This is a genomic window from Mesorhizobium sp. M5C.F.Cr.IN.023.01.1.1 (genome assembly GCF_003997585.1).
Lineage (GTDB): Bacteria > Pseudomonadota > Alphaproteobacteria > Rhizobiales > Rhizobiaceae > Mesorhizobium > Mesorhizobium wenxiniae.
Window position 1 is genome coordinate 37,280 of sequence record NZ_RZSU01000019.1, and the last position, 21,804, is coordinate 59,083.

Here is a 21,804-nt window from a genome sequence, read left to right on the forward strand (position 1 = left end):
AAAATGTCGGCGCTTGAGCCCACGAAACTGGACCGGCCGCGGCCAAGCCGCGACTGGTCGGCCGCCGATTCCGGCACAGCAGAGTCGGTCGCGGCAGCGCTTCGCCGCGCCGATCTCGGCAACCGGCTGCGGTCGCTGGCGCTGGCGGCACCTTTGCTTGTGCTGCTGGCGCTGAGCTTCGGCATCCCGATCGTCCTGCTTCTGTCGCGCGCCGTCTATGATCCGACGATTGCCGACGCCTTACCGCAGACCAGCCAGGCATTGCGCGGCTGGAACGGCACGGGACTGCCCGACGACGCTGCCTTCCTGGCTCTTGCCGCCGACCTCCGGAGCAATCAGGCCAAGGGCACCGCCTATGAACTCGCCAAGAGCCTCAACGCCCGCCTGCCGGGTGCACGCAGCCAGGTGCTCAAGACGGTGCGCCAACTGGAAGCCGCCGACAGGCCGCCGCTGGAGGTGATGAAAGCCGTGCCGTTCTGGTCGGCGCCGGGCACATGGCCGGTCATGGAGAGCGGCACCCATAGCGTGACGTCGTTCTACCTGCTGAGCGCGCTTGATCTGCGCTGGAATGCCGAAGGCGGCATCGAAAGGGTGCCACCCGAACAGGCGATCTTCGTGCAGGTGTTCATGCGCACATTTTTCGTCGCCGCAGCGGTGACGCTGGCCACGCTCATACTGGGCTTCCCCCTCGCCTACCTCATCGCCTCCGTGCCCAAGGGCCTCGCCGCCATCCTCATCGTCGCTGTGCTGTTGCCGTTCTGGACGTCGATCCTGGTGCGAACCGCGGCCTGGACGGTGCTCCTGCAGAAATTCGGCCTGGTCAACGACCTACTGCTGTGGCTAGGCGTCGCCGACGACCGGCTCGACCTCATGTACAGCCGCATCGGACTGATCATCGCCATGACCCACATCCAGCTGCCGTTCACGCTGCTGCCAATCTACAGCGTCATGCGCACCATCCAGCCTTCGCAGATGAAGGCTGCCTATTCGCTCGGCGCAAAACCTGTTACCGCGTTTCGCCGCGTCTACCTTCCACAGGTCTTTCCGGGCGTGATGGCCGGCTGCCTGCTCACCTTCATCCTCTGCCTCGGCTATTATATCACGCCGGCGCTGATCGGCGGCGCCAGCGACCAGCTGATCAGCAATTTCATCGCCAGCTACGTCAATGTCGAACTGAACTGGGAGATGGCGGCGGCGCTTAGCTTCATCCTGCTCGTCTTCACCCTGGCGCTGTTCGGCATCTTCGCCCGCATCCTCGGCCTCGACCGCCTCAAGCTGGTGTAGCCATGTTGCTGTCTCCCTATCCGACGACAGGCGAAAGAATCCGCATCACCCTGCTCTGGCTGTGGTGCGGCATGGTGATCCTGTTCCTCCTCGTGCCGATCCTCGTTCCCGTTCCCCTGTCGTTCAACAGCGGCGCCTTCTTCATCTTCCCGCTGGAGGGAATTTCGACACGCTGGTACGAGGTCGTGCTTGGAACCCAGCGCTGGCAATCGGCGATCGGCAACAGCCTGATCGTTGCCTTCGGCACGACGCTGATCGCAACGACGCTGGGCACGTTGACGGCAATCGCGCTTTCCGACGAAAAGTTCCCCGGTCGCCGCATTGTCATGCCGCTGCTGTTGTCGCCACTGATCGTGCCAGTGGTGATCACTGCCGTCGGCTCGTATCTGTTCTACGCACGTGTCGGACTTGCCAGCACCTATGCCGGCATCATCCTGGCGCATACCGCGCTCGCCAGTCCGTTCGTCGTCGTCACGGTGGGAGCGAGCCTCACCGGCTTCGACCGCAATCTGATGCGCGCCGCCGCCATCTCCGGAGCAAAGCCCATCACATCGTTTTTCAGGGTGATGCTGCCCCTGATCCTGCCTGGCGTGCTGTCAGGGGCGGCCTTTGCCTTCGTCACCTCGTTCGACGAGGTCGTCGTGGTGCAGTTCCTGGCCAGCGCCAATCAGCGCACCATGCCGCTCGAAATGTTCATCGGCCTGCGCGAGAAGCTGAGCCCGGCGATCACCGCCGCTGCGACGCTGATGATGGCACTGTCGATCATCCTGCTCATTGTCGCTAATCTTCTGGCCCGCCGTGGCAAGCAGCGACCACGCATCGAGTAGGAATATCGGGCGGCGGTCGGCCAGAACCTCTATAGGTCTGCCCGGGTCAGGCCGCTTTACGCTGCGATTTCCATGTCTCGTGGTGCTTGCCCCACGCCGACATGACTGTCACCGCATCGTTCAGGCTAAAGCCGAGCGGCGTAATCGAGTATTCCACGCGAGGCGGCACCTCGTCATAGACGCGCCGGCTGATCAGCCCGTCGGCTTCCATCTGCCGCAATTGTTGCGTGAGCACCTTCTCGCTGACGCCAGGCAGCAACCGGCGCAGTTCGGCGAAGCGGTATGGCCGCAGGTGCAGTTCCCATAGCAGCGAGGTTTTCCACTTTCCGCCGATGGCCTGCAGCGCGGCAGCAAAACCGCAGCTGTCTGGTTCCTTGCGCCTCATTTGGCAGCTCCTGTCATGATGGCGATAGCTTACCTCAAGGTGCGTACTTCTCAACGCAGCAAGAATTTATATCTTCGGATCGAGCGCGCCAAACATGAAACCGACCCTCGTCGAGAGGGCCATCAGTTTATCGGAGAAGTTCCTATGGCATCAAATGTCTGCGTGCTCGGCGCGGGCCGAATGGGCTCGTCCATTGCTCGAGCGCTGCTCGACTGCGGCTATCCAACAGGGGTCTGGAATCGGACCGCGGCAAAGTGCGAGCCATTAGCGGCCCTTGGCGCGAAGGTCGCCCCCTCGGTGGAGGCTGGAATTGAGGCGGCCGAGCTCGTGATCATCAATGTTCTCGACTATGCCGCCAGCGAGGCTTTGCTGAAGCAAGGTGACGTCGCTTCGGCATTGGCCGGCAAGGCCGTCGTACAACTCACCTCCGGCTCACCGCGTCTGGCGCGGGAAGAAGCGCGCTGGGTGGAAGCGCATGGTGCCGGCTATCTGGACGGGGCAATCATGGCAACTCCGGACTTTATCGGCAAGCCAGAGACCGCACTGCTTTATTCGGGTTCTCGCGACGTTTACGAGAAGCACAAGCCCCTGCTTTTCGCACTCGGCGGCGGCACGAGCTATGTCGGGGAACAGCCGGGTCAAGCCTCTGCGCTTGATACCGCTCTGCTCACTCAGATGTGGGGCGGGCTCTTCGGAGCGCTCCAGGGCATGGCCGTCGCCGAGGCCGAAGGTCTCGACCTGGCGACGTTCAGGAGCCATCTTTCCGGATTCAAGCCGGTTGTCGATGCCGCTCTGTTCGACCTGGTGGATAGAACGAATGCACGCCGTTTTGCCGGCGACGACGCGACCCTGGCGTCATTGGGTGCCCACTACAGCGCCTTCCAGCATCTGCTTGAGGCATGCGAGGAGCGAGGCCTCGACGCGGCTATGCCGCGCGCCATGGATATGATCTTTCGGCAGGCGCTCTCGCTCGGGAGCATGGAAGATGATTTTGCATCTCTGGCGCCCCTGTTTCGAAATGGTTCGCCACGCCAGAGCCGGGAGCCAGCGAATGCATAGCAGCAAAATGAGACGAACCGCGACCTGCTCCTGCCGAGGCGTGGAACTTGTCCTCGCGGGAGAACCGCGACGCGTCTATGCATGCAGTTGCCTGGAGTGCCAGCGATGCACCGGGACGGCGTTCTCGTACCGGGCCATCTACGCCGACTCCGCCCTTGTCGGCGAGAAAGGCGAGACCAGATCCTGGCGCAGAACCGGCTCGTCGGGACAATGGCTGGAGCAGACATTCTGCACCACGTGCGGGTCGGTCGTCTTCATGCGGGCGGAAGGGCTGAAAGACGCGCTGTCGGTATCGGTCGGCTGTCTGGAGGACCCGGAATTCCCGCCCCCGACAATGCTCCATTGGCCTCACAGAAAGCATGGATGGCTTTGTTTAGAAGGCGTGCCCGAAGCAGCCGCCTCTTGAGGGCGGGTCACCAAGCGCGATACTTGACTTGCAGCAGGCTGGCATCGTGAGTTCCGCCAGCGTCTCCTTCGGCAATCAATTTCCGTTCAAGAAGGTTGCCGGTTGGGTGGATGGCTGTCGCGGGCGACTGCGATCGCAAGGCTCCCTCGCAGCACTCCTTTGCAACACTTTGCGCTCCGCGACGTTCTCTCAAGACACGCTCCGAAGCCGATCGTCGCGGCAAGCTCTCGACTTCCTCCCGAGGGCTGGCTGAGGCTCCGATGGCAATCCAATCACCGGAGCGAGGAGGCCCTGTCGGCTTCGCTGGCCGGCCACGGAAAACCGGCAGGCCCGATTATAGTCGCCTTCGGTCGCGTTGTGGTTGAGCCGGCCGAAGGAGGACGCAATGACAAAAGAGAGCAACAACACGCAGCAACTCCTGCAGTGCATGACAACCGAGCATTTCGTGCTGCAGACCGCCCGCGCAGCCACGATTCAAGAAGCGAACCAGCGCGCCAATCTGTTCCTCACGTCGGTCTCAAGCGTAACGATCGCTCTGTCATTCGTCGCGCAAGTCACGGAAATGGGTATGCCCTTCGTGCTGTTCAGCCTGATCCTGCTGCCTTGCCTGTTCTTCATCGGTCTGGTCACTTTCGTGCGCGCCGTGCAGGTTGCGATCGAGGATATGGTGCACGCCCGTGGCATGGCGCGGATCCGGCACTATTACGTCGAACTCGCGCCGATCATGCAAAAGTACCTCATCCACTCCACGCACGACGACCGCTCGGCGGTGCTCGTCGACAAGGGACTGAGACCATCGCCCCTGCAGTATTTCATGACGACCGCAGGCATGGTGAGTACGATCAGCGGCGCGATCGCAGGCGTCTTTGCGGGCATAGTTGCGACATCGGTGATCGGCTCGGGGATGGTTCTCGGCGTGATTTCCGGAATTTTGGCCTTCGTTATAAGCATCTTGCTTCTGCGCCGTTACCACGATCGAGCTTGGGCGGCAGCCGAGCAGAAATTGATGACACATTTCCCGGGCGCGCCCGGGAAATGATGTCTTGCGGGCCGGCGCAAGCCGGCTGGCTATCGGCTGAATCCTGCAAGGGCCGTACGTATGGCCTGCCTTGCCGCAGAACGAGATGGTGCTGTGATGATGGCTGATGACTATGGTCGTGCGGCGGCCGGCCCCCGACTTGAGCGTCTCGACAATTGCCGCTTCCGACAATCCGTCCACTGCATTGGTGGCTTCGTCCAGGATAGGATATCGGGATCGCGCAGCATGGCCCGTTCGGCGTCGCCGGCCGAGGCCGCGTCCTGCCCGTGGATTATGTCGCTGCAAATCGCGCAGTCATCAACCGAAGACCAGCACAAGGTCCCGCGCACGCGAGGCCGAAGTTGCGGGCGGCCGCCAATCCGCGCCGCGCGGCGCCAGTTGACCGGCTTGTTCAGTACAGGCTAATAAGGCAGCGCTACGCGACCGATCCTTGTGTCTGTTTTTCGGATTTGGCGTTGCTTCGTCACGGTTCGAACCCGCCAGCTATGACCGACCTCATTTGCCTCGAATTCGCGCAGGATCATGGAAGAGCGGTGCTGATTGCAATGCTGGCGTCATCCGTTGTTTACCAGCTCCTGCAGAAAAAACGAAGGCTCCAATGATCCAAGACAATGCCACGGTAGGCGTCGTGGTGCCGATGTTCAATGCCGAGCGAACCATTCGCGCCACCTTGACCAGCATCTGCCAGCAGGAGCATCAGCGGCTGGACATTATAGTGGTGGACGACGGGTCGACGGACCAGTCCGCCTCGATTGTGGCCTCTTGTGCTGAGAAAGACCGGCGTATACGCCTTATGAGGCAGTCGAACGCCGGTGTTGCGCAGGCTCGCAACAGCGGTGCGGCCTCTACCGATGCGGAGTTTCTGGCGTTTGTTGACGCGGATGATCTCTGGGCCCCATCCAAGATCGCACTGCAACTGCGCGCCCTGCAGGAAGGCGGCTCTTCGGTGGGCCTGGCATATTGCTGGTTTGCCCAAATCGACGAGAACGGCCGGGTATTCTCACTATCCTTCCGGCCCGATGCCGATGGCCGCGTTCTGCAGCGGATGTGCAGAATGAACTTTGTCGGCAACGGAAGTTCGATGCTGGTGCGTCGCTCCGCATTCGAGCGGGCGGGACAATTCGATCCTTCGCTGAGGGCCAGGAATGCACAAGGCTGCGAGGATCTTCTAATGTGCCTCAGAATAGCGGAAAATTACGAATTCCGCGTCGTGCCTCAGCATCTCGTGGGTTACCGGATAACGAACGTCAACATGTCGAGCGACGTCATGCAGATGCTTCGTTCGTGTGAGATTGTTCTTGCCGAGTTTCGCGAAAAATATCCGCAGTTCGGCAGCGATCTCGATGCGCATCTGGTCGATATGATCCATTGGCTTGCGTTGAGAGCTTTGATCGGCGGGCAGCTTTACGCAGCCTGCGACCTATCGAGGAGACTCTTCGTCCTGGATCCGCGCACGGCAATTTCTCGCCTGCCCAACATGGTAGACGTTTACTGCAGGGCCAGGTTGGTTCCTCGCTGGGTCAAGGTTGGAGTGAAACGGATGCGCAACAAGAACGCCAAGTTCCGTCCGCTTTATGAAGAGACCAGCTGGTGAATATGAGCGCGTCACCGTTCGAGCGGTTGCGGCGGCTCAATCCGCTTGGCGGCAGCACCTGCATGGCCGGGCCGACTATCGTCGGACTTGGTTTGGCCGCGGCGGTTCTCGGAGGTGCCGGCCTCTTCCTGTTCATTCCCCTGCTCCAGAGTCTCGGAGCGTCGTCATCTCAATCCGGCAAATGGCAGCCGATATTTGACCGGCTCCTGGCGCCCGTCCCGGAACACCTGCCCGTCGATTGCCGGTGCCAGCCGCGACGATCGCGTCCGTATTTGCGGATGCGCAGGCTTCGAATATCATGTCAGTTTTATGCTATCTGCCGAGATTGCGTTTCCTAGGCGGGGCGTCGCTTAGCACCTGCCATTTCAGCCGGTCTCAGATCACGGGGGTCTAGGTGCCGGCACCTTGTGTTTAGACCTTAAGCGCGGCCTTCGACGGGAGCGGACGGATCAATACTCCTCGGGCCTGACTCGCGAAGCTGGCGCGGCGTCGGCGTCTTGAGGGCCACCTGGACTCGCCTTCGAAGCCACTCTGAAGGAAATGGCTGGCAGATGAAGGTCGGATCGGCGTCGAAAAAACGCCCGGAGGTACAGATGGAATGCGGTGAGGTCGAAACCATGCGCTGTTTAACGGCGAGCAGTCTCGGCGCAAAGCGACGCAGCCGCCGCCACAGGGCTTGTGCAGACGGCTTTGCGAAGACATGAAACAGCGCGGCCGGATCGATCAGTGCTGCGTGGACAAGCGGAGCGATGGCCGCGCCTGGCGACGTGCGGGCGGCCTCGGTGCCATAATACGCAGAGGCCACGCCATCGGACCAACGAAACAAGAAAGACGCTAGCTTGGGATGTCGCGTGCGAACTGTTTCAAGGACGATCCGGTGCGATGTCAGCATGACGACATGCCTGGTCGACATAGAAGATGGTGATCGCCGGTAACCAATCAGATACTCCGGAACGACATCATAATCGCAGATCGCGGCAATGTTGAGCTGCATCTGCAAGTCTTCGGCTCCTTGGGCGCCTGCTGCTCTGAGCGACGGGTCGTATCCCCCGGTTGCCGTAAGAACTGATCGCCTGATTAGCGGTGAACTTGCATTGCCGATAAAATTCTCAACCAGCAGCCAGTTGTGGACGTCCCCGCGAGCGAGAGTTGGCGGGGAGCATTCGATCACCCAATCATCATCATCGATGACCCGATACCACGCGTAGACAAGGCCGAGAGACGGCCGCGACTGAAAGAGGCTATGCTGCTTTTCCAGCTTTGTCGGGTGCCACACATCATCCGCATCAAGTGGCGCTATAAATTCACCCTTCGCCGCATGAATTGCCAGGTTTCTGGCGGCAGCAACCCCTTGGTTCTGCTGTCTCAGATGAGAAATACGCGGATCACTGGTTGCAAATGCCTCGACGATCTCAGCGGTCCGGTCGGTCGACCCGTCATCGACCACTATGATCTCTAGCTGTTTGAAAGTTTGCGAGGCGGCCGACTGGAGGGTGTGTCGGATAGTCATTTCCGCATTGTAAGCAGGAATGATGACGGAAACTGCGGGTTGCATATCGAAAAAACCTGCTTTTGATGAAGGATAAAAAGAAAGACGGGAGCGCCACCGGCCCAAATACTAGCATGCTCGAGCGGGACAGTATCAAGCCGCGCCTCTCCCTACCGGCTACTTCAACGTCTGAGAATTCGCGCGGTCTTCGCACTTACGGCGGCGACATGTGCTAATATGCTGGTTTCAATCCGCCCAAACTTGTGGATGCCTTCATGCTTCCTTTCATTTCGCTCACATCCGTGCCCGTGGCCTCGTGGTCTTATTGCCATCAGCTATATGCTTGAACACTCACATGTATCGCGTTTCTGCCGATGGGGATGGCATCCGCGATCGGACATGAGCGTGGTTTTTACGGTTCCTGCGGCGGGAGACCGATGGTGATTCCGCGCGTTCTCCTGCAGCTTGGTCGGCTGGTCCGGCTTCGACGCCTGCGCCGTGCTCCCATCATACTGATGTACCATCGCGTTGCAGACATCGCCGTCGATCCGTGGAGCCTAGCCGTCCATCCGGCGAGGTTCGACGAACAAATCGAAGCGCTGACGCGGAGCCGGCGGGTGGTGCATTTGCATGAGCTGTTTGATGTCATCGCACGGGGAAAGCCAGACAAACCGCTTGCGGTTGTCACGTTTGACGACGGCTATCACGACGTCTACAGCAACGCTCGCCCTATCCTGCAGCGTCACGACTGCCCGATGACGCTGTTTGTTGCGACGGGAGCAATCGGAAGCGGCAGAGAATTCTGGTGGGATGCGCTCGCGCGCATCTGTCTTGAGACGCCTGAACTGCCTGACCAACTCGACATCACGATCGAGGGAGGCAGGCATCACTGGCTTATCCCGAAGATGGTGGATCAGGCCGGCCGTGACAAAGTCTACCGGGAGGTATGGTCGGCGCTCCGAACGCTGCCGTATGAGCGACAGAACGCGCACGTCGAAGACATTGCGAAATGGGCCGGCGTTGGTCTCGAAGCTAGGCCAGAGCACTGTATTATGACTCCCGGGGAGGTTGGTGACATCAGTGACGACCTGATAACAATCGGCGGTCATACGGTCAGTCATCCCACGCTTCCGGCCCATTCCTTCGCGACCCAGCTTCGCGAGATCGTCGACGGCCGTTCGGCCTGTGAGCAAATGACAGGAAAACGCGTCCTCTCGTTTGCATATCCATTCGGAGACCATGACGCTCTGTCGGTATCTGCCGTCAGGGAAGCGGGATTTGAGTTCGCATGCACGACGCGCGCCGGGTGCGTCGCGCCCGAGGCAGACGTGCTGCGTTTACCTCGATTGTATGTCGGCAACTGGTCAGGGGACGAATTCTTGCGAAAAATCGAGGATCATCTGTTCTAATGAACGCACAGCAAACTACCATTATCACTCCTCGACGCGGCTGGTTTGACCTCGATTTCTGGCACCTGTGGCGCTATCGCGATCTGCTGCTCCTGTTCGCGATGCGCGACATCAAAGTCCGCTACAAGCAGACCTTGCTTGGTCCGGCTTGGCTGATCCTGCAGCCCCTGGCGCTTACCGCAGCCTTGACCACCGTCATCAGCGGTATCGCGGGCATTTCAACCGGTGGCCATCCCGCGCCAATCTTTTATCTGACAGCGCTGGTGCTGTGGTCGTATTTTTCCCAAGTCGTCTCCACCGCGAGCCAGGTCTTCATTGCTAACGGTCATCTTTTCAGCAAGATCTACTTCCCGCGACTCGTCGTTCCCGTGTCGTCGCTGCTGTCGAACGGTGTGGCCCTGGCGATCCAGCTTGGGGTCGCATTGGCCTTCCTGCTCTGGTACCAACTGACAGGAAAAGTGGACGGGTTGTCGTGGCGCCTCGCGTTCTTTCCGCTGGTGATCATCCAGATCGCGGCATTCTCGTTGGCTGTTGGGCTTTGTCTAGGAGCGTCAACCGCGAAATACCGCGATACAGCTCATATGACTCCGTTCTTGATTCAGATCTGGCTGTTCGTGACGCCGATCATCTTTCCTTTTTCGGCCATTCCCGAGCAGTACCGGACGCTGACCGGATTTCTGAATCCGCTCGCTGTCATAATTGAGGAAGGGCGCTGGTGCTTCCTCGGCACCTCGGCAGTCGGTGCGCCACAAATCGCTGCAGCGCTTGTCACGACCTCGGTCGTGCTGTTCATCGGCATCGTGATCTTTCAACGCGTCGAGCGAACGGCCATGGACATGCTGTGAAGAGCAATGACAACCCTTGCGGCCCCGTAGAGGGTGAAGGTCGCCTTTCGTCGGCCGCCGCGCATTCTGCACAATGGGCACGACGCCGATGCCATTGATCTCCGTCATCACGCCTTTCCTCAATGTCGAGCGATTTCTTCCGGCCGCGATCGAAAGCGTGCGCGCGCAAACCTTCACCGACTGGGAAATGCTACTCATTGACGACGGATCATTCGACGGGAGCGTTGCGATCGCGGTGGCTGCAGCAGCCGCAGATCCGCGAATCCGTTTCATTCGATCGAACGGCGAGCGTCGCGGCGCCGCCGCGGCGCGCAATGCCGGAATCGCGGCCGCGTCGGGCATGTTCTTCACGTTCCTGGATGGCGACGATATATTTGAGCCGGAAAAATTCGAGACGGAACTTGCGATCTTTGACGCGCATCCTCGCATCAAGCTCCTTTACGGACCGACCCTGTGGTGGTTCCCCGATGAGCCGCACAGGAACTGGACCGACTCGATGCCACGCCAATCGGACCGTCTGCACATGCCGCCCGACCTGCTCGACCAGGTCATCGTGCGCCAGCGGGCTCATGTGCCGTGCATCTGCTCGATCATGGTTCACCGCGAAGCTTTGGTAGCGGTGGGCGGCTTCGATGAGGCGTTCGAGCTCTACGAAGACCAGACCCTTCTGGTAAAGCTGCTGTTGCGCTATCCGGTATTCGTGACATCCACGCCCACCGGCCGCTACAGGCAGCACCTCGATTCGACATCGGCCAAGGCGACTGCTTTCGGCATCTACGATCGACTGCGCCCGCATACTGCTCGCATTGGCTTCCTCGAATGGGTTGAGATGCATGCGTCGACCTCGGGATTGATGACGCCGAAGTTGCAGCGGGCGCTCCGCTTCGCATTTGCGCGCTATCCGGCCCAGCGTCGGCCCCTGACACTTCGCGATAGGTTTGACCTCGCCATCGAAGCCGGACGCCGGTTCGCTCGGCGGCTGACGCCACGCCGCACCCTGTCGAAGGTGTTCAGGCTGCTGACGAGAGCACGGAAGTAAGTGGGCGGGACCGGTGCGCGGATTGGATCGCGAACCGAGCCTGAGATTTCTGATATCAACGATACCTTTTTACGTGAATGACAAGGTCGCATCGCCACGCTGGGGGCGACGTGCTAAAACTGACGAGTGTCCATCATTTCTGTGCCAAAATTCTGTTTGTGACGCCTAAGGTCGCGTTCGATTTCTGGCAACGAACACCAGCCCGTTGCCTCTTTGCGAAGCTAAGGAGAATTTGGCTGTTTCATGATCGCAGTCGTCATAACAACTTACAACCATACTCGGTTTCTTGAGGAAGCCATTCAGAGCTGTCTTCGTCAAAGCCGGCCGATGGATGAAATTATTGTCGTGGACGACGGATCCACCGACAATCCGGCATCGGTTGTCGAGCGTCATGCAGGCGTGCGCCTGATCAGGCAGGACAATTGCGGGCTCGCGGCCGCCCGAAACACCGGACTGGAGGCTTCCAGATCCGATTACATCATCTTTCTGGACGCGGATGATCGTCTCCTTCCGAATGCAATTGAGACGGGCGTGCGAATGCTGGTTGCGCATCCAGATGCGGTTCTCGCTTACGGAGCTCATCGCTTTATCAATGGAAGCGGTGCGATCGAGTCAGACAAGCATCACGTCGCGCTTATTGAAGATCCTTATCTTCAGTTACTGCGGACGGGAAACTTCATCGCGATGCATGCGACCGTGGTTTATCGGCGGGAGAGGCTCGCGGCCATGGGCGGGTTCGACACTTCAATGCGGTCCTGCGAAGACTATGAGCTATTCTTGCGAATCGCCCGGCGCGGTTCGATCGTAACGCACGACGATCTCGTCGCCGAGTATCGCATGCACGGCGACAACATGTCGAAGGATCGATCAATGATGCTCGCTGCAGCATTGTCGGTGCTTGACAAGCAGTTGGCAGGTCCGGTTGACGACGATGTGCGTCTTGCAGTCCGCGATGGTAGGCGGTTCTGGAAGACCTACTATACCGGAGAGTTGACTACTGAGGCTTTGCGCGCGATCCGCGCCGAACCCGCCAAAGCGATTCGCATGCTGCGGCAGGCTTTGCAGATGTCGCCGCCGATCGCGCTGCAAACGGCGGCATTTAGGATAAAGCGCAAGGTCGGCAGGCGTGTGCAACGGTTGCTCGGAGCTTCCGGCGCCGATTGGCGGGCTCCGCCCGTCGGTTCGGTGCGGTTTGGGGATTTCGCACGCACGATGCCGATGAGCCGCTCATTTGGATATGATCGCGGCAAGCCAATAGATCGGTATTATATCGAGAATTTCATACAATTGAATGCGGCCGACATACATGGCCGTGTGCTGGAAATCGGCGACAACAGCTACACGATGCATTTTGGCGGTGCTCATGTCGCCAAGAGCGACGTGCTGCATGTTGATCCCGATAGTCCAAACGCGACCATCATAGGCGACCTGTCGCAACCCGGAGTCCTGCCGTCAAACGCCTTCGACTGCATCATCCTCACGCAAACACTTCATCTGATCTTCGACATGTCGGCCGCGGTCGCTGCACTGGCCGAAGCGCTCAAGCCCGGGGGCGTGCTGCTGCTAACTGTTCCTGGCATCACCCCGGTCGATCGCGGCGAGTGGGGCAGCACGTGGTTCTGGTCATTGACGCAGGCGGCTTTGGCGAAGTTGCTTGCGAAATCCTTCAGCACGGCGAATATGGCGCTCGAAACTCACGGCAACGTCTTTGCGGCAGTTTGTTTTCTCCAGGGGCTCGCCAAGGAAGAAGTTTCTGACCAGAAGCTCGACGTCCGGGATACCGCCTATCCTATCGTTGTCACGGCGCGCGTCGTGAAGGACGGGCTGACCGCGGATCAACCCGGCAGTCGAACCGCAAATGTTACGGCTTGAGATCGATGACAGAATTGCCAGCCGTTGAGGTCCGAGGACTTTCCAAGCGCTACCGGCGCGGCGCGATCGGCGTGCGCTCATTGCGTGAGGAGGTCGAACAACTTGTCGCGCGTCTGCGCTCGCGGGAAGCCGAAGCTTCCCTCAATGAATTTTTCGCCATCAAGAACATCACTTTTTCCGTTCCGACTGGCACCGTTTGCGGTATCATCGGACGCAACGGCTCGGGAAAGACCACGCTGCTCAAGGTTTTGACCTCCATCACGGCTCCGGATGAGGGCGAGGCAGTGATGCGAGGCCGGATCGGAAGCTTGCTGGAGGTAGGGGCCGGATTCCATCCGGATCTCGACGGGATCGAGAACATCTACCTCAACGGCGCGATCCTCGGCATGAGTAAGGCCGAGATCACGCGTAAGCTAGACCGGATCATCAAATTTGCCGATATCGGCAGCTTTCTCGAAACGCCGGTCAAGCGTTATTCGTCCGGCATGTATGTTCGGCTTGCCTTCGCGATCGCTGCTCATCTGGAGCCGGAGATTCTCGTCGTCGACGAGGTGCTTGCTGTCGGCGATGCTGAATTTCAAAGGAAATGTATCGGCACGATGAAGAACGTCGCGGGTGAAGGTCGGACCGTGCTGTTCGTGAGCCACAACATGGCCATGGTTCGGCAGCATTGCACAAAAGCGATTTATCTGGACCGCGGCCTTCTGAAGGATTTTGGCGAGGCATCATCGATCATCGATGCGTACCTGTCGAACACCGCCGCAAGCAGCAACGGTTCCGAGCGCGTTGGCGATGATGACCTCTGGATGCAGGTGGCTATTGTGTATCCGGGTACGCGCGAGCGATGCAGCCAACTCAAATTTGGCGGCGATTACGATTTCGTGCTGAAGCTGGGCGCGAGGAATTCGTTTCACCGAAGCGTGGTTCACATCCAGATTTTTGATCAGGAAGGCAACTTGATCTCTGTGCTCGAAAGCCTCGCGGAAGGTGTTGGCCAATTTGACATAGTTGGGCAGGCCACGGTCGTATTCAGCGTGCGATCTTTGGGATTGTTGCCAGGCACTTATAGCGCTGGAGCGGCTCTCTATGCGTGGGGAGAGGATGACCCGGACCTCGCAAGCGAGAACTTGCTAACGTTCGACGTTGTTGCAGCAACAGTCAATGACTCCTATTGGCCATATCTGAAAGAGCACGGGATTGTGCGACTGTCGCATTCTGCCCAGTTGCTTGAGGTGGATTGAAGGCGCGTGGAGAGGCGTCCTGGCGAATACATCTTCGCTGTAGTTCAATCCGTCGACCGCGCGACCGCAACGCTCGCGCGCGTCCTGCAAAGACTGAAGGACAATCCGGGCTTGCGGGAACTCCTCGGTCAGGCATCGCGAAACGAATGGAGGAAAATTTCTCGCTTGCCGCAGTCGCCGCCGCTCTCGATCGCTTGTTGACCAGGCGGTAGGGCTCTTCCGCAAAAAAGATCGTCACAACCGGCTGCGATACCAGGCCAGCGCCGTTTCGACGATCCGGTCGATTCCGGATTGCTCAGGCATCCAGCCGAGTTCCCGGGCCGCCTTGCCGGCCGCGGCTACAAGCGCAGGCGGGTCACCTGCCCTGCGCGGACCGTAGGCCACCGGAAGGCGCGTTCCCGACGCCCGGCTCACCGCCTCGACCAACTCGTTCACCGTCGTTCCGGTTCCGGTGCCGAGATTGTAGACGTGGACTCCCGGATCGCGGAGAAGCTTCTCTCCTGCCAGGACATGCGCACGGGCGAGATCGGTGACGTGGACATAGTCCCGCACCGCGGTTCCGTCACGGGTGTCGAAGTCGGTGCCATTAATGGTGAAAATCCTGCCCGACCTAACCGCCGCCTCGATAGCGAGCGGAATGACATGCGTTTCCGGTTCATGCCGCTCACCGATCTCGCCGTCGGGATCACATCCGGCCGCGTTGAAATACCGGAGCACAACCGCGTTGAGGCCATGGGCATCCGAAAGATTGTCCACCATTCGTTCCACGATGAATTTCGACCATCCATAGGGATTGATGGGTGACTGCGGATGCGTTTCGTCAATCGGAGAACGAATCGGAACGCCGTAAGACGCGCAGGTGCTCGACAAGATCAACTTGTCGACGCCGATCTTCAGCATTTCCTCGAGCAAGACCAGCGTCCCAAAACTGTTATTTCGGTAGTAGAGTTCCGGGCGCTCGACGGACTCGCCGACATAGGCGTAAGCGGCGAAATGCGCCACCACATCGGGCCGATACTGGTGCAGCGCCGCTGCCAACGCTGTGACGTGGCAAATATCGCCCTCGACAAGCGGTCCCCATTTGACCGCGTCGCGCCAGCCGCGCGAGAGGTTGTCATACGCAATGACCGACCAACCGGATTCAGCGAATGCCTTGCAACAGTGCGAGCCGATATAACCCGCCCCGCCAGTGACCAAGACGGTCTTCATTCGGCTGCAGCTGACCGAGCATATTCCGATGAAACCAAGTCATCGAAGTAGGCAATGGTCGTGGCGAGACCATCGCGCAATGCAATTCTTGGCTTCCAGTTGAGCTCGCGCAAAGCACACCCGATATCAGGCTGTCGCTGCCTTGGGTCATCGACGGGCGAGGGTAAAAACCTGATCTTGGATCGGCTTCCGGTAAGTTCGATCACGAGATTGGCGAGCTCGAGTATCGTGAATTCGACCGGGTTGCCGAGATTGATTGGACCGGTAATATCGTCGGCCGTGTGCATCAGGCGAACCAGACCGTCGATGAGATCGTTGACGTAGCAAAATGAGCGTGTCTGCTGGCCGGTGCCGTACACGGTTATCGGCTTGTTTTGCAGTGCCTGCACGATGAAATTGGAAATGACACGGCCGTCGTCCGGACGCATCCTCGGACCGTAAGTGTTGAAGATGCGCGCTACCTTGATCCGCAGCCTGTGCTGCCGCCAATAGTCGAAAAACAGGGTTTCGGCACACCGCTTGCCTTCGTCGTAACAGGAGCGCGGGCCTACCGGGTTTACCTTGCCCCAATAGTCCTCGGTCTGCGGGTGAACCTCGGGATCGCCGTAGACTTCAGAGGTGGACGCCTGAAGGATCTTTGCGCGAACCCGCTTGGCGAGCCCCAGCATGTTGATCGCCCCATGGACGTTGGTCTTTGTCGTCTGGACCGGATCGAACTGGTAGTGAACAGGGCTTGCCGGGCAAGCAAGGTTGTATATTTCATCAACTTCTATGTAGAGCGGGAATGTCACGTCGTGGCGAATGATCTCAAAGGATCTGTTGTCGAGCAAATGCGAGACGTTTCTCCGAGTTCCCGTGAAGAAATTGTCGACGCATACAACCTCGTGGCCATCAGCGAGCAACCGCTCGCATAAGAACGATCCCAGAAAGCCTGCGCCCCCAGTCACCAAGACTCGCTTTACCCGCTGCATTTTTGGGATCCTCACGCCAGTTCTTCACGCAATCGAATGCCCCAAGGCGAGCATAGTAAATAAATGCTGCGCCGCAACACAAAATGTTAACGTAGTTGAAATAGTCCGTGAGACGCGGCCTTAGAAATGCGCAAAAACCGGCTCAATCCGGCTGTTTTGGCAGGTTTCGTCCGAAGCTCGGACTTATTCACACTTCGTGTTGGCGCGAGCGCGCTGCGTTGCAGCATGATCGATCGCTAATAGGGATGAGAACTCGGGTCCTGCACAGACCTGATCGCGCAGAGCACAAACTCCCCATCGTGGGCGATGGAAGCCTCGCGACTTGGGGTCAAAAGCTGACATAGCGATGTCCATTTTCGACCCCCTGCGTCCTCTCTCCGCCAACCTACGCCGGTTGCAACTCGCTGCGCGGCAGCCGCGGGAAGGCGATCGCCACCGCCACCGCGCCGAGTCCGACAAGGGCCGACCCGATGAACAGCCAGGAATAGCTGGCATAGGCATCGAACACCATGCCGCCGGCGAGCGGGCCGAAGGCCATGCCGATGCTGGACAGCATGGTTACAGCACCAAACACCGTGCCGAGGATGCGCTGGCCGAAATATTCGCGCGCCAGCACCGCATAGAGCGGCATCACGCCGCCATAGGTGGCGCCGAAGATGATGGCGAGCGTATAGAATTGACCAAGCTCACTGACGGCAAGATAGGCTGCGATCACCACGGACTGTATCGCCAGACCGGTAATCAGCACCGGCTTGACCCCCAGCCGGTCGGCAAGCACGCCGTATAAAAGCCTGCCGCCCAGCCCCGCTAGGCCCTCGATGCTGTAGATGCTGACCGCCGCCATCGGCGCTATGCCGCACAGCATCGCATAGCTCACCATGTGGAAGATTGGCCCGGAATGCGCCGCGCAGCAGGCAAAGAAGGTCAGTGCCAGAACGATGAATTGCGGCGAGCGCAGCGCTTGGCGAACCGACATGCCGGTATCGTTGGCGGCAAGGTCGGAGGTGGCGTCGCCAGCGGCAGGCTTGGGCGGCTGGCGCACCAGCAATGCGGCCGGCACCAGAAGCGCCCACGCCGCGACGCCGATGACGAACATGGCGGTGCGCCAGTCATAGGCCGAGATCAGCCAGCGCGCGAAGGGCGAGATGGTCATTGGTGCCACGCCCATGCCGGCCGAAACCAACGAAACGGCAAGGCTGCGGTTCTTGTCGAACCAGGCCGTGGTCAGCGCGATCATCGGCGCGAAGAAGGCGCTTGCCGCGAGGCCGACGAGCACGCCATAGGTGATCTGAAAGACAAGCAGCGAGCCGGTGCGGCTGGCCAGTACCAGCGCCAGCCCGAGCAGCACCGCACCTGTCATCACCACGATGCGAGCGCCGTAGCGATCGTAAATGGCGCCCCAGGCGAAGCCGCCGAGGCCCATCACCAGGAAGTTCAGCGTCATCGCGCTCGATATGCCGGCGCGCGACCAATCTGTGTCGAGCGTCATCGGTTCGAGGAAGATCGCCAGCGAGAACATCGCCCCGAGGGCGACACAGGTCATCAGGGCGCCAGCCGCGACGATGACCCAACGATAGGAAATGCGCATATTTTTCTCCCGAGATCGTTTGGACACGGCGCGACTTCTTTCGAGCTTCGTCACACCGCTTGCGTCCGAAGGACGATGGCGACATTTCGACTCCTACAATCCGGTTGCATTTTTTATCCAGTCGGGAAATCGCGCCACTCGATTGCTCCATTGCATTGACCGTGCACCGTCCTAAGCTAGCTTTCAAACTGGCGATCAGGAGCTATCAAGCATGGAACTTCATCGCGGCCGTCTCATCGACCACATCCAACTGGTCGTCAGGGATCTCAAGGCCAGCCGGCGCTTCTACGATGCGCTTTTCAAGGTGCTCGATATTCCGATCGGCGGCAGCGCCGAGGATTATTTCTGGGCCGACGAGCTATTCGTCTCCAGCATCGACAGCCGGGCCGCGAGCGGACAACTGACCGGGCGCCACCATCTTGCCTTCCAGGCAAAGGACCGCGCGATGGTCGACGATTTCTACAAGGCCGGCCTAGATGGCGGCGGCACGGACAATGGCGCACCGGGCGAGCGGCAGCACTACCATCCCGGCTACTATGCCGCCTTCCTGCTCGATCCCGACGGCAACAACATCGAGGCCGTCTTTCACGGGCCGGCCAACCGCAGCGCCGCCTCGGTGAAGATTACGTTCTGATGACCGGGTGACGGATCGACTACGGACGCCATCCCGCCCGCCTTATCGCGTCAGCGCCGCCATTTGGCTCGCCAGGAAGTCGACGAACAGCCGGGCGCGGACCGGTAGCTGTCGCCCATACGCATGGACGATGTGCACCGGCATGGTCGGCATCGCCACCTCGGGCAGGATGCGGACCAGACGGCCGGCGTCGAGATCGTCCTGCACGGCAAACTGCATCAGATGCGCAATGCCGGCTCCGGCAAGCGCCGCATTGCGGATAGCACCGCCGTCATCGGTATCGAGCCGCCCGTTGGGCACGATCACCGTGCCGTCGGCGAAGGTGACGGGATAAGGCCGGCCGGCCATCTGGTAACGGACGAAGTCGTGGCTCTGCAACGCCTCGATCGATGCCGGCCGGCCGCGCCGTTCGACATAGGCCGGCGAGGCCACCAGCACGATCGGCAGATTGGCGATCTTGCGCGCGACAAGCCCGGTATCCGACAGCGCCCCCATGCGCACCGCGAGGTCGTAGCCTTCGCGGATCAGGTCGGCGTGACGGTCGGTGACGCTGAGCTCGAGCTTCACCTCGCCGTGCTGAGCCAGGAACGCTTGCGCCCAGGAGGCGATCAGGCTGCGCCCGAGTTCGACGGCTGCCGTTACGCGCAGCAGACCGTGCGCCATATCGGCCATCTGAACGACGTCCTCAGCATCATCCAGCGCTCTCAGCAAAGGCGCGACCCGCTCGTAATAGGCGAGGCCTTCGCTCGTCAGTCCCAGCCAACGCGTCGAGCGCTGGATCAGCCGCACGCCCAGCCGCCGCTCGAGCCGCGCCACGCTCTTCGACACCGCCGACGGGCTGGAGCCCACCAGCCGGCTGGCGGCATGGAACGAACCGGCATCGACCGTGCGCACGAAGGCGACAAGACCGGCAGTCTTTTCGAGGATGGTTGTCATTCAGGAATTCCAGGCACGAAAGAACCGATCTATGCGATTCTAATACGCTATCCGATCACTACTAAATACCGTTCATCATCAACAAAGGAGAGATTTGATGAGCAAGCTGAACGGCAAGGTCGCCATCGTCACCGGCGCCTCCAAGGGTATCGGCGCCGGCATCGCCAAGGGTCTTGCGGCGGCCGGTGCCGCCGTGGTCGTCAACTATGCCTCGTCGCGGGAAGGTGCGGACCGCGTCGTTGCCGCGATCAGGGACGCAGGCGGCCGGGCCGTTGCCGTCCACGGCGATGTGTCGCAAGCGGCCGACGTGCGCCGCCTGTTCGAGGCCGCCAAATCGTCGTTCGGTGCGCTCGACATCCTGGTCAACAATGCCGGCGTGTTCGCATTCGAACCGCTGGAAGCTGTGACCGAGGCCGAGTTTCACCGCGAATTCGACACAAATGTGCTGGGCACTATCCTGACCATCCGGGAAGCGGTGAACCATTTCGGTACCGGAGGCGGCAGCGTCATCAACATCAGCTCGGTCGCCAGCCTCAACCCGCAGCCGAACTCGCTGGTCTACGCCGCCACCAAGGGCGCAGTGGATTCGATCACGCTGTCCATGTCGAGAGAACTGGGCGCCCGCAACATCCGCGTCAACGCCATTGCCCCAGGCGGCGTCGACACCGAAGGCCTGAAACGCATCGGCATCGTCGGCAGCGAATTCGAAAAGCAGATCATCGCCATGACCCCGCTCGGGCGCTTCGGCCTGCCCGACGACATCGCCCGCATCGCGGTTTTCCTAGCCTCCGACGACGCGTCCTGGCTGACCGGCGAGCGCATCACCGCCTCGGGCGGTTGGCGGTAAGCATAGAGCCGCGGACCGGCCGTTTCACGCCCCAGGCGGCGCGACGTCGATAAAACACCGCAATCGATGACACAAGCGATCTAAGCCCTATGTTGCGGCGAGGGAGGAGCGCCGTGCGGTATCGATGACGACGCGGAGCCAGGGCGATAACGGATGACGGACGACGAAAGAGCAATCCGAAAGCTGGTCGAGACGTGGATGGATGCGAGCAAGCGTGGAGACACCGCGACCGTCCTCAGCCTGATGACGGACGACGCGATCTTCATGGTTCCCGGCCGGGAGCCCTTCGACAAGGAGATCTTCGCGGCGGCCGCGCAGGAGATGGCCGGCGTTCATGTCGACGGCACGAACGAAATCGTTGAACTACAGCTTCTCGGCGACTGGGCCTTCATGCGCGGTCGTATCGATATGACCGCGACGCCGCCGAACGGGAAGCCGGTGCGTCAATCGGGATACACGCTGACACTCCTGCGCAAGGAGGCTGACGGTGAGTGGCGGCTGGCCCGCGATGCGAACCTGCTGACCCAGCAAGGCTAGAGCCGGTCTCCGCATCTCGGCATCTGAAGGCGCGCCAGGGAGAGCGATAAGGTGGCGAAGATGCGATAAAGGTCGCCCTGAACAGCGTTCCCCTTCTCCACTGATCATACCGGCAACAGGGCGTTCGGCTTGACGTCGGCGATGGAGGCGAAAGTGTGCGTTTCGCGCACGCCGGGCAGTGGCAGGATGACCCGCTGCAAGAAATCCTGGAACACCGCCATATCGGCGATCCGCGCCTTGACCAGGTAATCGAAACCGCCAACCACCATATGGCACTCCAGAACCTCCGGAGCTTTCGCCACCGCTTCGGCGAAGCGGTCGAAGACATGCGGCGCCGTGTGGTCAAGCCGGACCTCGATGAACACCAGCGTTCCCCGGCCGACCTTGCGCGGATCGAGCACGGCCCTGACCGCGGTGATGAACCCGTCGCGGAACAGGCGCTTCACCCGCTGGCTGGTTCCGGTCGGCGAAAGCCCGACACGCCCGGCAAGATCAAGGGTCGTCCGGCGCCCGTCCTCCTGCAGCAGCCGGAGCAGGCTGCGGTCTATCTGATCGAGATCGCCCATTTCATAATCCACGCTATCTAAGCGATT

Annotated in this window: 21 protein-coding genes; 14 read left to right on the forward strand and 7 right to left on the reverse strand. The window is 60.3% G+C overall.

Going from position 1 to position 21,804, the window contains the following annotated elements:
* The first annotated feature begins 3 nt into the window (after positions 1–3).
* The gene (locus EOA78_RS10565; RefSeq protein ID WP_127315106.1) at positions 4–1,284 is read left to right on the forward strand and encodes an ABC transporter permease; all 1,281 of its coding nucleotides are present in this window, start codon (positions 4–6) and stop codon (positions 1,282–1,284) included.
* Between the two features lie 2 nt (positions 1,285–1,286).
* Positions 1,287–2,111 (forward strand): ABC transporter permease, encoded by an 825-nt coding sequence (locus tag EOA78_RS10570; protein ID WP_127315107.1) that lies wholly within the window; start codon positions 1,287–1,289, stop codon positions 2,109–2,111.
* A 46-nt stretch (positions 2,112–2,157) separates the two neighbouring features.
* Here the strand turns inward: EOA78_RS10570 and EOA78_RS10575 are convergent, their stop codons facing one another.
* Positions 2,158–2,496 carry a helix-turn-helix domain-containing protein gene (locus tag EOA78_RS10575; RefSeq protein WP_127209294.1) on the reverse strand — a complete coding sequence of 113 codons (339 nt, stop codon included), beginning with the start codon at positions 2,494–2,496 and terminating at the stop codon, positions 2,158–2,160.
* Between the two features lie 144 nt (positions 2,497–2,640).
* Here EOA78_RS10575 and EOA78_RS10580 point away from each other — a divergent pair, with 144 nt between their 5' ends.
* The 4 genes from EOA78_RS10580 (at position 2,641) to EOA78_RS10595 (ending at position 6,594) form a co-directional block, all read left to right on the forward strand.
* Positions 2,641–3,555, forward strand: coding sequence for an NAD(P)-binding domain-containing protein (locus tag EOA78_RS10580; RefSeq protein ID WP_127315108.1), 915 nt, complete (start codon positions 2,641–2,643; stop codon positions 3,553–3,555).
* Positions 3,556–3,562: 7 nt separating this feature from the next.
* A complete protein-coding gene (locus EOA78_RS10585) occupies positions 3,563–3,961 on the forward strand; it encodes a GFA family protein (RefSeq protein WP_245477461.1) in 399 nt (132 codons plus the stop codon).
* Between the two features lie 361 nt (positions 3,962–4,322).
* Positions 4,323–5,000: a hypothetical protein gene (locus tag EOA78_RS10590; protein WP_245477457.1), complete on the forward strand. Its 678-nt coding sequence runs from the start codon at positions 4,323–4,325 to the stop codon at positions 4,998–5,000.
* Between the two features lie 598 nt (positions 5,001–5,598).
* Entirely contained in the window at positions 5,599–6,594 is a 996-nt protein-coding gene (locus EOA78_RS10595; RefSeq protein ID WP_127315110.1) for a glycosyltransferase family A protein, read from the forward strand.
* Between the two features lie 418 nt (positions 6,595–7,012).
* Here EOA78_RS10595 and EOA78_RS10605 read toward each other — a convergent pair whose 3' ends face one another.
* Positions 7,013–8,209 carry a glycosyltransferase family A protein gene (locus tag EOA78_RS10605; RefSeq protein ID WP_127315112.1) on the reverse strand — a complete coding sequence of 399 codons (1,197 nt, stop codon included), beginning with the start codon at positions 8,207–8,209 and terminating at the stop codon, positions 7,013–7,015.
* Positions 8,210–8,520: 311 nt separating this feature from the next.
* Between EOA78_RS10605 and EOA78_RS10610 the strand changes: the two genes are divergently transcribed.
* From EOA78_RS10610 to EOA78_RS10630, 5 genes are all read left to right on the forward strand, one after another.
* Complete coding sequence (locus EOA78_RS10610) at positions 8,521–9,492, forward strand: polysaccharide deacetylase family protein (protein WP_164783712.1); 972 nt, start codon at positions 8,521–8,523, stop codon at positions 9,490–9,492.
* Complete coding sequence (locus tag EOA78_RS10615; protein ID WP_164783713.1) at positions 9,492–10,337, forward strand: ABC transporter permease; 846 nt, start codon at positions 9,492–9,494, stop codon at positions 10,335–10,337. Before EOA78_RS10610 ends, EOA78_RS10615 begins: the two co-directional genes overlap by 1 nt.
* Before the next feature lie 88 nt (positions 10,338–10,425).
* Positions 10,426–11,376 carry a glycosyltransferase gene (locus EOA78_RS10620; protein ID WP_164783714.1) on the forward strand — a complete coding sequence of 317 codons (951 nt, stop codon included), beginning with the start codon at positions 10,426–10,428 and terminating at the stop codon, positions 11,374–11,376.
* Positions 11,377–11,619: 243 nt separating this feature from the next.
* On the forward strand, positions 11,620–13,248 hold the full coding sequence (locus EOA78_RS10625) for a glycosyltransferase (RefSeq protein WP_127315116.1): 1,629 nt from the start codon (positions 11,620–11,622) through the stop codon (positions 13,246–13,248).
* A gap of 5 nt (positions 13,249–13,253) precedes the next feature.
* Positions 13,254–14,489 carry a polysaccharide ABC transporter ATP-binding protein gene (locus tag EOA78_RS10630; RefSeq protein ID WP_127315117.1) on the forward strand — a complete coding sequence of 412 codons (1,236 nt, stop codon included), beginning with the start codon at positions 13,254–13,256 and terminating at the stop codon, positions 14,487–14,489.
* A gap of 234 nt (positions 14,490–14,723) precedes the next feature.
* Here the strand turns inward: EOA78_RS10630 and galE are convergent, their stop codons facing one another.
* The 3 genes from galE to EOA78_RS10645 all read right to left on the reverse strand — a co-directional run bounded on the left by galE (position 14,724) and on the right by EOA78_RS10645 (position 18,257).
* Entirely contained in the window at positions 14,724–15,698 is a 975-nt protein-coding gene (galE, locus tag EOA78_RS10635; RefSeq protein ID WP_127315118.1) for a UDP-glucose 4-epimerase GalE, read from the reverse strand.
* On the reverse strand, positions 15,695–16,669 hold the full coding sequence (locus EOA78_RS10640; protein WP_206533426.1) for a UDP-glucuronic acid decarboxylase family protein: 975 nt from the start codon (positions 16,667–16,669) through the stop codon (positions 15,695–15,697). The genes galE and EOA78_RS10640 overlap by 4 nt, the downstream gene beginning before the upstream one ends.
* Before the next feature lie 385 nt (positions 16,670–17,054).
* Complete coding sequence (locus EOA78_RS10645) at positions 17,055–18,257, reverse strand: MFS transporter (protein WP_127315120.1); 1,203 nt, start codon at positions 18,255–18,257, stop codon at positions 17,055–17,057.
* Between the two features lie 211 nt (positions 18,258–18,468).
* On the opposite strand from EOA78_RS10645, the gene EOA78_RS10650 reads away from it, so the two are divergent.
* A complete protein-coding gene (locus EOA78_RS10650) occupies positions 18,469–18,891 on the forward strand; it encodes a VOC family protein (protein ID WP_127315121.1) in 423 nt (140 codons plus the stop codon).
* Positions 18,892–18,933: 42 nt separating this feature from the next.
* On the opposite strand, the gene EOA78_RS10655 is transcribed toward EOA78_RS10650, so the two are convergent.
* Positions 18,934–19,827: a LysR family transcriptional regulator gene (locus tag EOA78_RS10655; RefSeq protein ID WP_127315122.1), complete on the reverse strand. Its 894-nt coding sequence runs from the start codon at positions 19,825–19,827 to the stop codon at positions 18,934–18,936.
* 97 nt (positions 19,828–19,924) lie between these two features.
* On the opposite strand from EOA78_RS10655, the gene EOA78_RS10660 reads away from it, so the two are divergent.
* Together EOA78_RS10660 and EOA78_RS10665 are read left to right on the forward strand one after the other, a co-directional pair.
* The gene (locus EOA78_RS10660) at positions 19,925–20,674 is read left to right on the forward strand and encodes a glucose 1-dehydrogenase (protein ID WP_127315123.1); all 750 of its coding nucleotides are present in this window, start codon (positions 19,925–19,927) and stop codon (positions 20,672–20,674) included.
* Positions 20,675–20,827: 153 nt separating this feature from the next.
* Positions 20,828–21,211 carry an SgcJ/EcaC family oxidoreductase gene (locus EOA78_RS10665; protein WP_127315124.1) on the forward strand — a complete coding sequence of 128 codons (384 nt, stop codon included), beginning with the start codon at positions 20,828–20,830 and terminating at the stop codon, positions 21,209–21,211.
* Between the two features lie 104 nt (positions 21,212–21,315).
* Here EOA78_RS10665 and EOA78_RS10670 read toward each other — a convergent pair whose 3' ends face one another.
* Positions 21,316–21,777, reverse strand: a complete 462-nt coding sequence (locus EOA78_RS10670) for an Lrp/AsnC ligand binding domain-containing protein (protein ID WP_095489198.1) — start codon at positions 21,775–21,777, stop codon at positions 21,316–21,318.
* Between the last annotated feature and the right edge of the window lie 27 nt (positions 21,778–21,804).

Coding starts and splice junctions, on each gene's coding strand:
- EOA78_RS10610 (WP_164783712.1), top strand. CDS start 8,521: ATGGTGATTCCGCGCGTTCTCCTGCAGCTTGGTCGGCTGGTCCGGCTT.
- EOA78_RS10585 (WP_245477461.1), top strand. CDS start 3,563: ATGAGACGAACCGCGACCTGCTCCTGCCGAGGCGTGGAACTTGTCCTC.
- galE (WP_127315118.1), bottom strand. CDS start 15,698: ATGAAGACCGTCTTGGTCACTGGCGGGGCGGGTTATATCGGCTCGCAC.
- EOA78_RS10625 (WP_127315116.1), top strand. CDS start 11,620: ATGATCGCAGTCGTCATAACAACTTACAACCATACTCGGTTTCTTGAG.
- EOA78_RS10595 (WP_127315110.1), top strand. CDS start 5,599: ATGATCCAAGACAATGCCACGGTAGGCGTCGTGGTGCCGATGTTCAAT.
- EOA78_RS10630 (WP_127315117.1), top strand. CDS start 13,254: ATGACAGAATTGCCAGCCGTTGAGGTCCGAGGACTTTCCAAGCGCTAC.
- EOA78_RS10615 (WP_164783713.1), top strand. CDS start 9,492: ATGAACGCACAGCAAACTACCATTATCACTCCTCGACGCGGCTGGTTT.
- EOA78_RS10665 (WP_127315124.1), top strand. CDS start 20,828: ATGACGGACGACGAAAGAGCAATCCGAAAGCTGGTCGAGACGTGGATG.
- EOA78_RS10575 (WP_127209294.1), bottom strand. CDS start 2,496: ATGAGGCGCAAGGAACCAGACAGCTGCGGTTTTGCTGCCGCGCTGCAG.
- EOA78_RS10645 (WP_127315120.1), bottom strand. CDS start 18,257: ATGCGCATTTCCTATCGTTGGGTCATCGTCGCGGCTGGCGCCCTGATG.
- EOA78_RS10640 (WP_206533426.1), bottom strand. CDS start 16,669: ATGCAGCGGGTAAAGCGAGTCTTGGTGACTGGGGGCGCAGGCTTTCTG.
- EOA78_RS10650 (WP_127315121.1), top strand. CDS start 18,469: ATGGAACTTCATCGCGGCCGTCTCATCGACCACATCCAACTGGTCGTC.
- EOA78_RS10655 (WP_127315122.1), bottom strand. CDS start 19,827: ATGACAACCATCCTCGAAAAGACTGCCGGTCTTGTCGCCTTCGTGCGC.
- EOA78_RS10660 (WP_127315123.1), top strand. CDS start 19,925: ATGAGCAAGCTGAACGGCAAGGTCGCCATCGTCACCGGCGCCTCCAAG.
- EOA78_RS10670 (WP_095489198.1), bottom strand. CDS start 21,777: ATGGGCGATCTCGATCAGATAGACCGCAGCCTGCTCCGGCTGCTGCAG.
- EOA78_RS10565 (WP_127315106.1), top strand. CDS start 4: ATGTCGGCGCTTGAGCCCACGAAACTGGACCGGCCGCGGCCAAGCCGC.
- EOA78_RS10620 (WP_164783714.1), top strand. CDS start 10,426: ATGCCATTGATCTCCGTCATCACGCCTTTCCTCAATGTCGAGCGATTT.
- EOA78_RS10580 (WP_127315108.1), top strand. CDS start 2,641: ATGGCATCAAATGTCTGCGTGCTCGGCGCGGGCCGAATGGGCTCGTCC.
- EOA78_RS10570 (WP_127315107.1), top strand. CDS start 1,287: ATGTTGCTGTCTCCCTATCCGACGACAGGCGAAAGAATCCGCATCACC.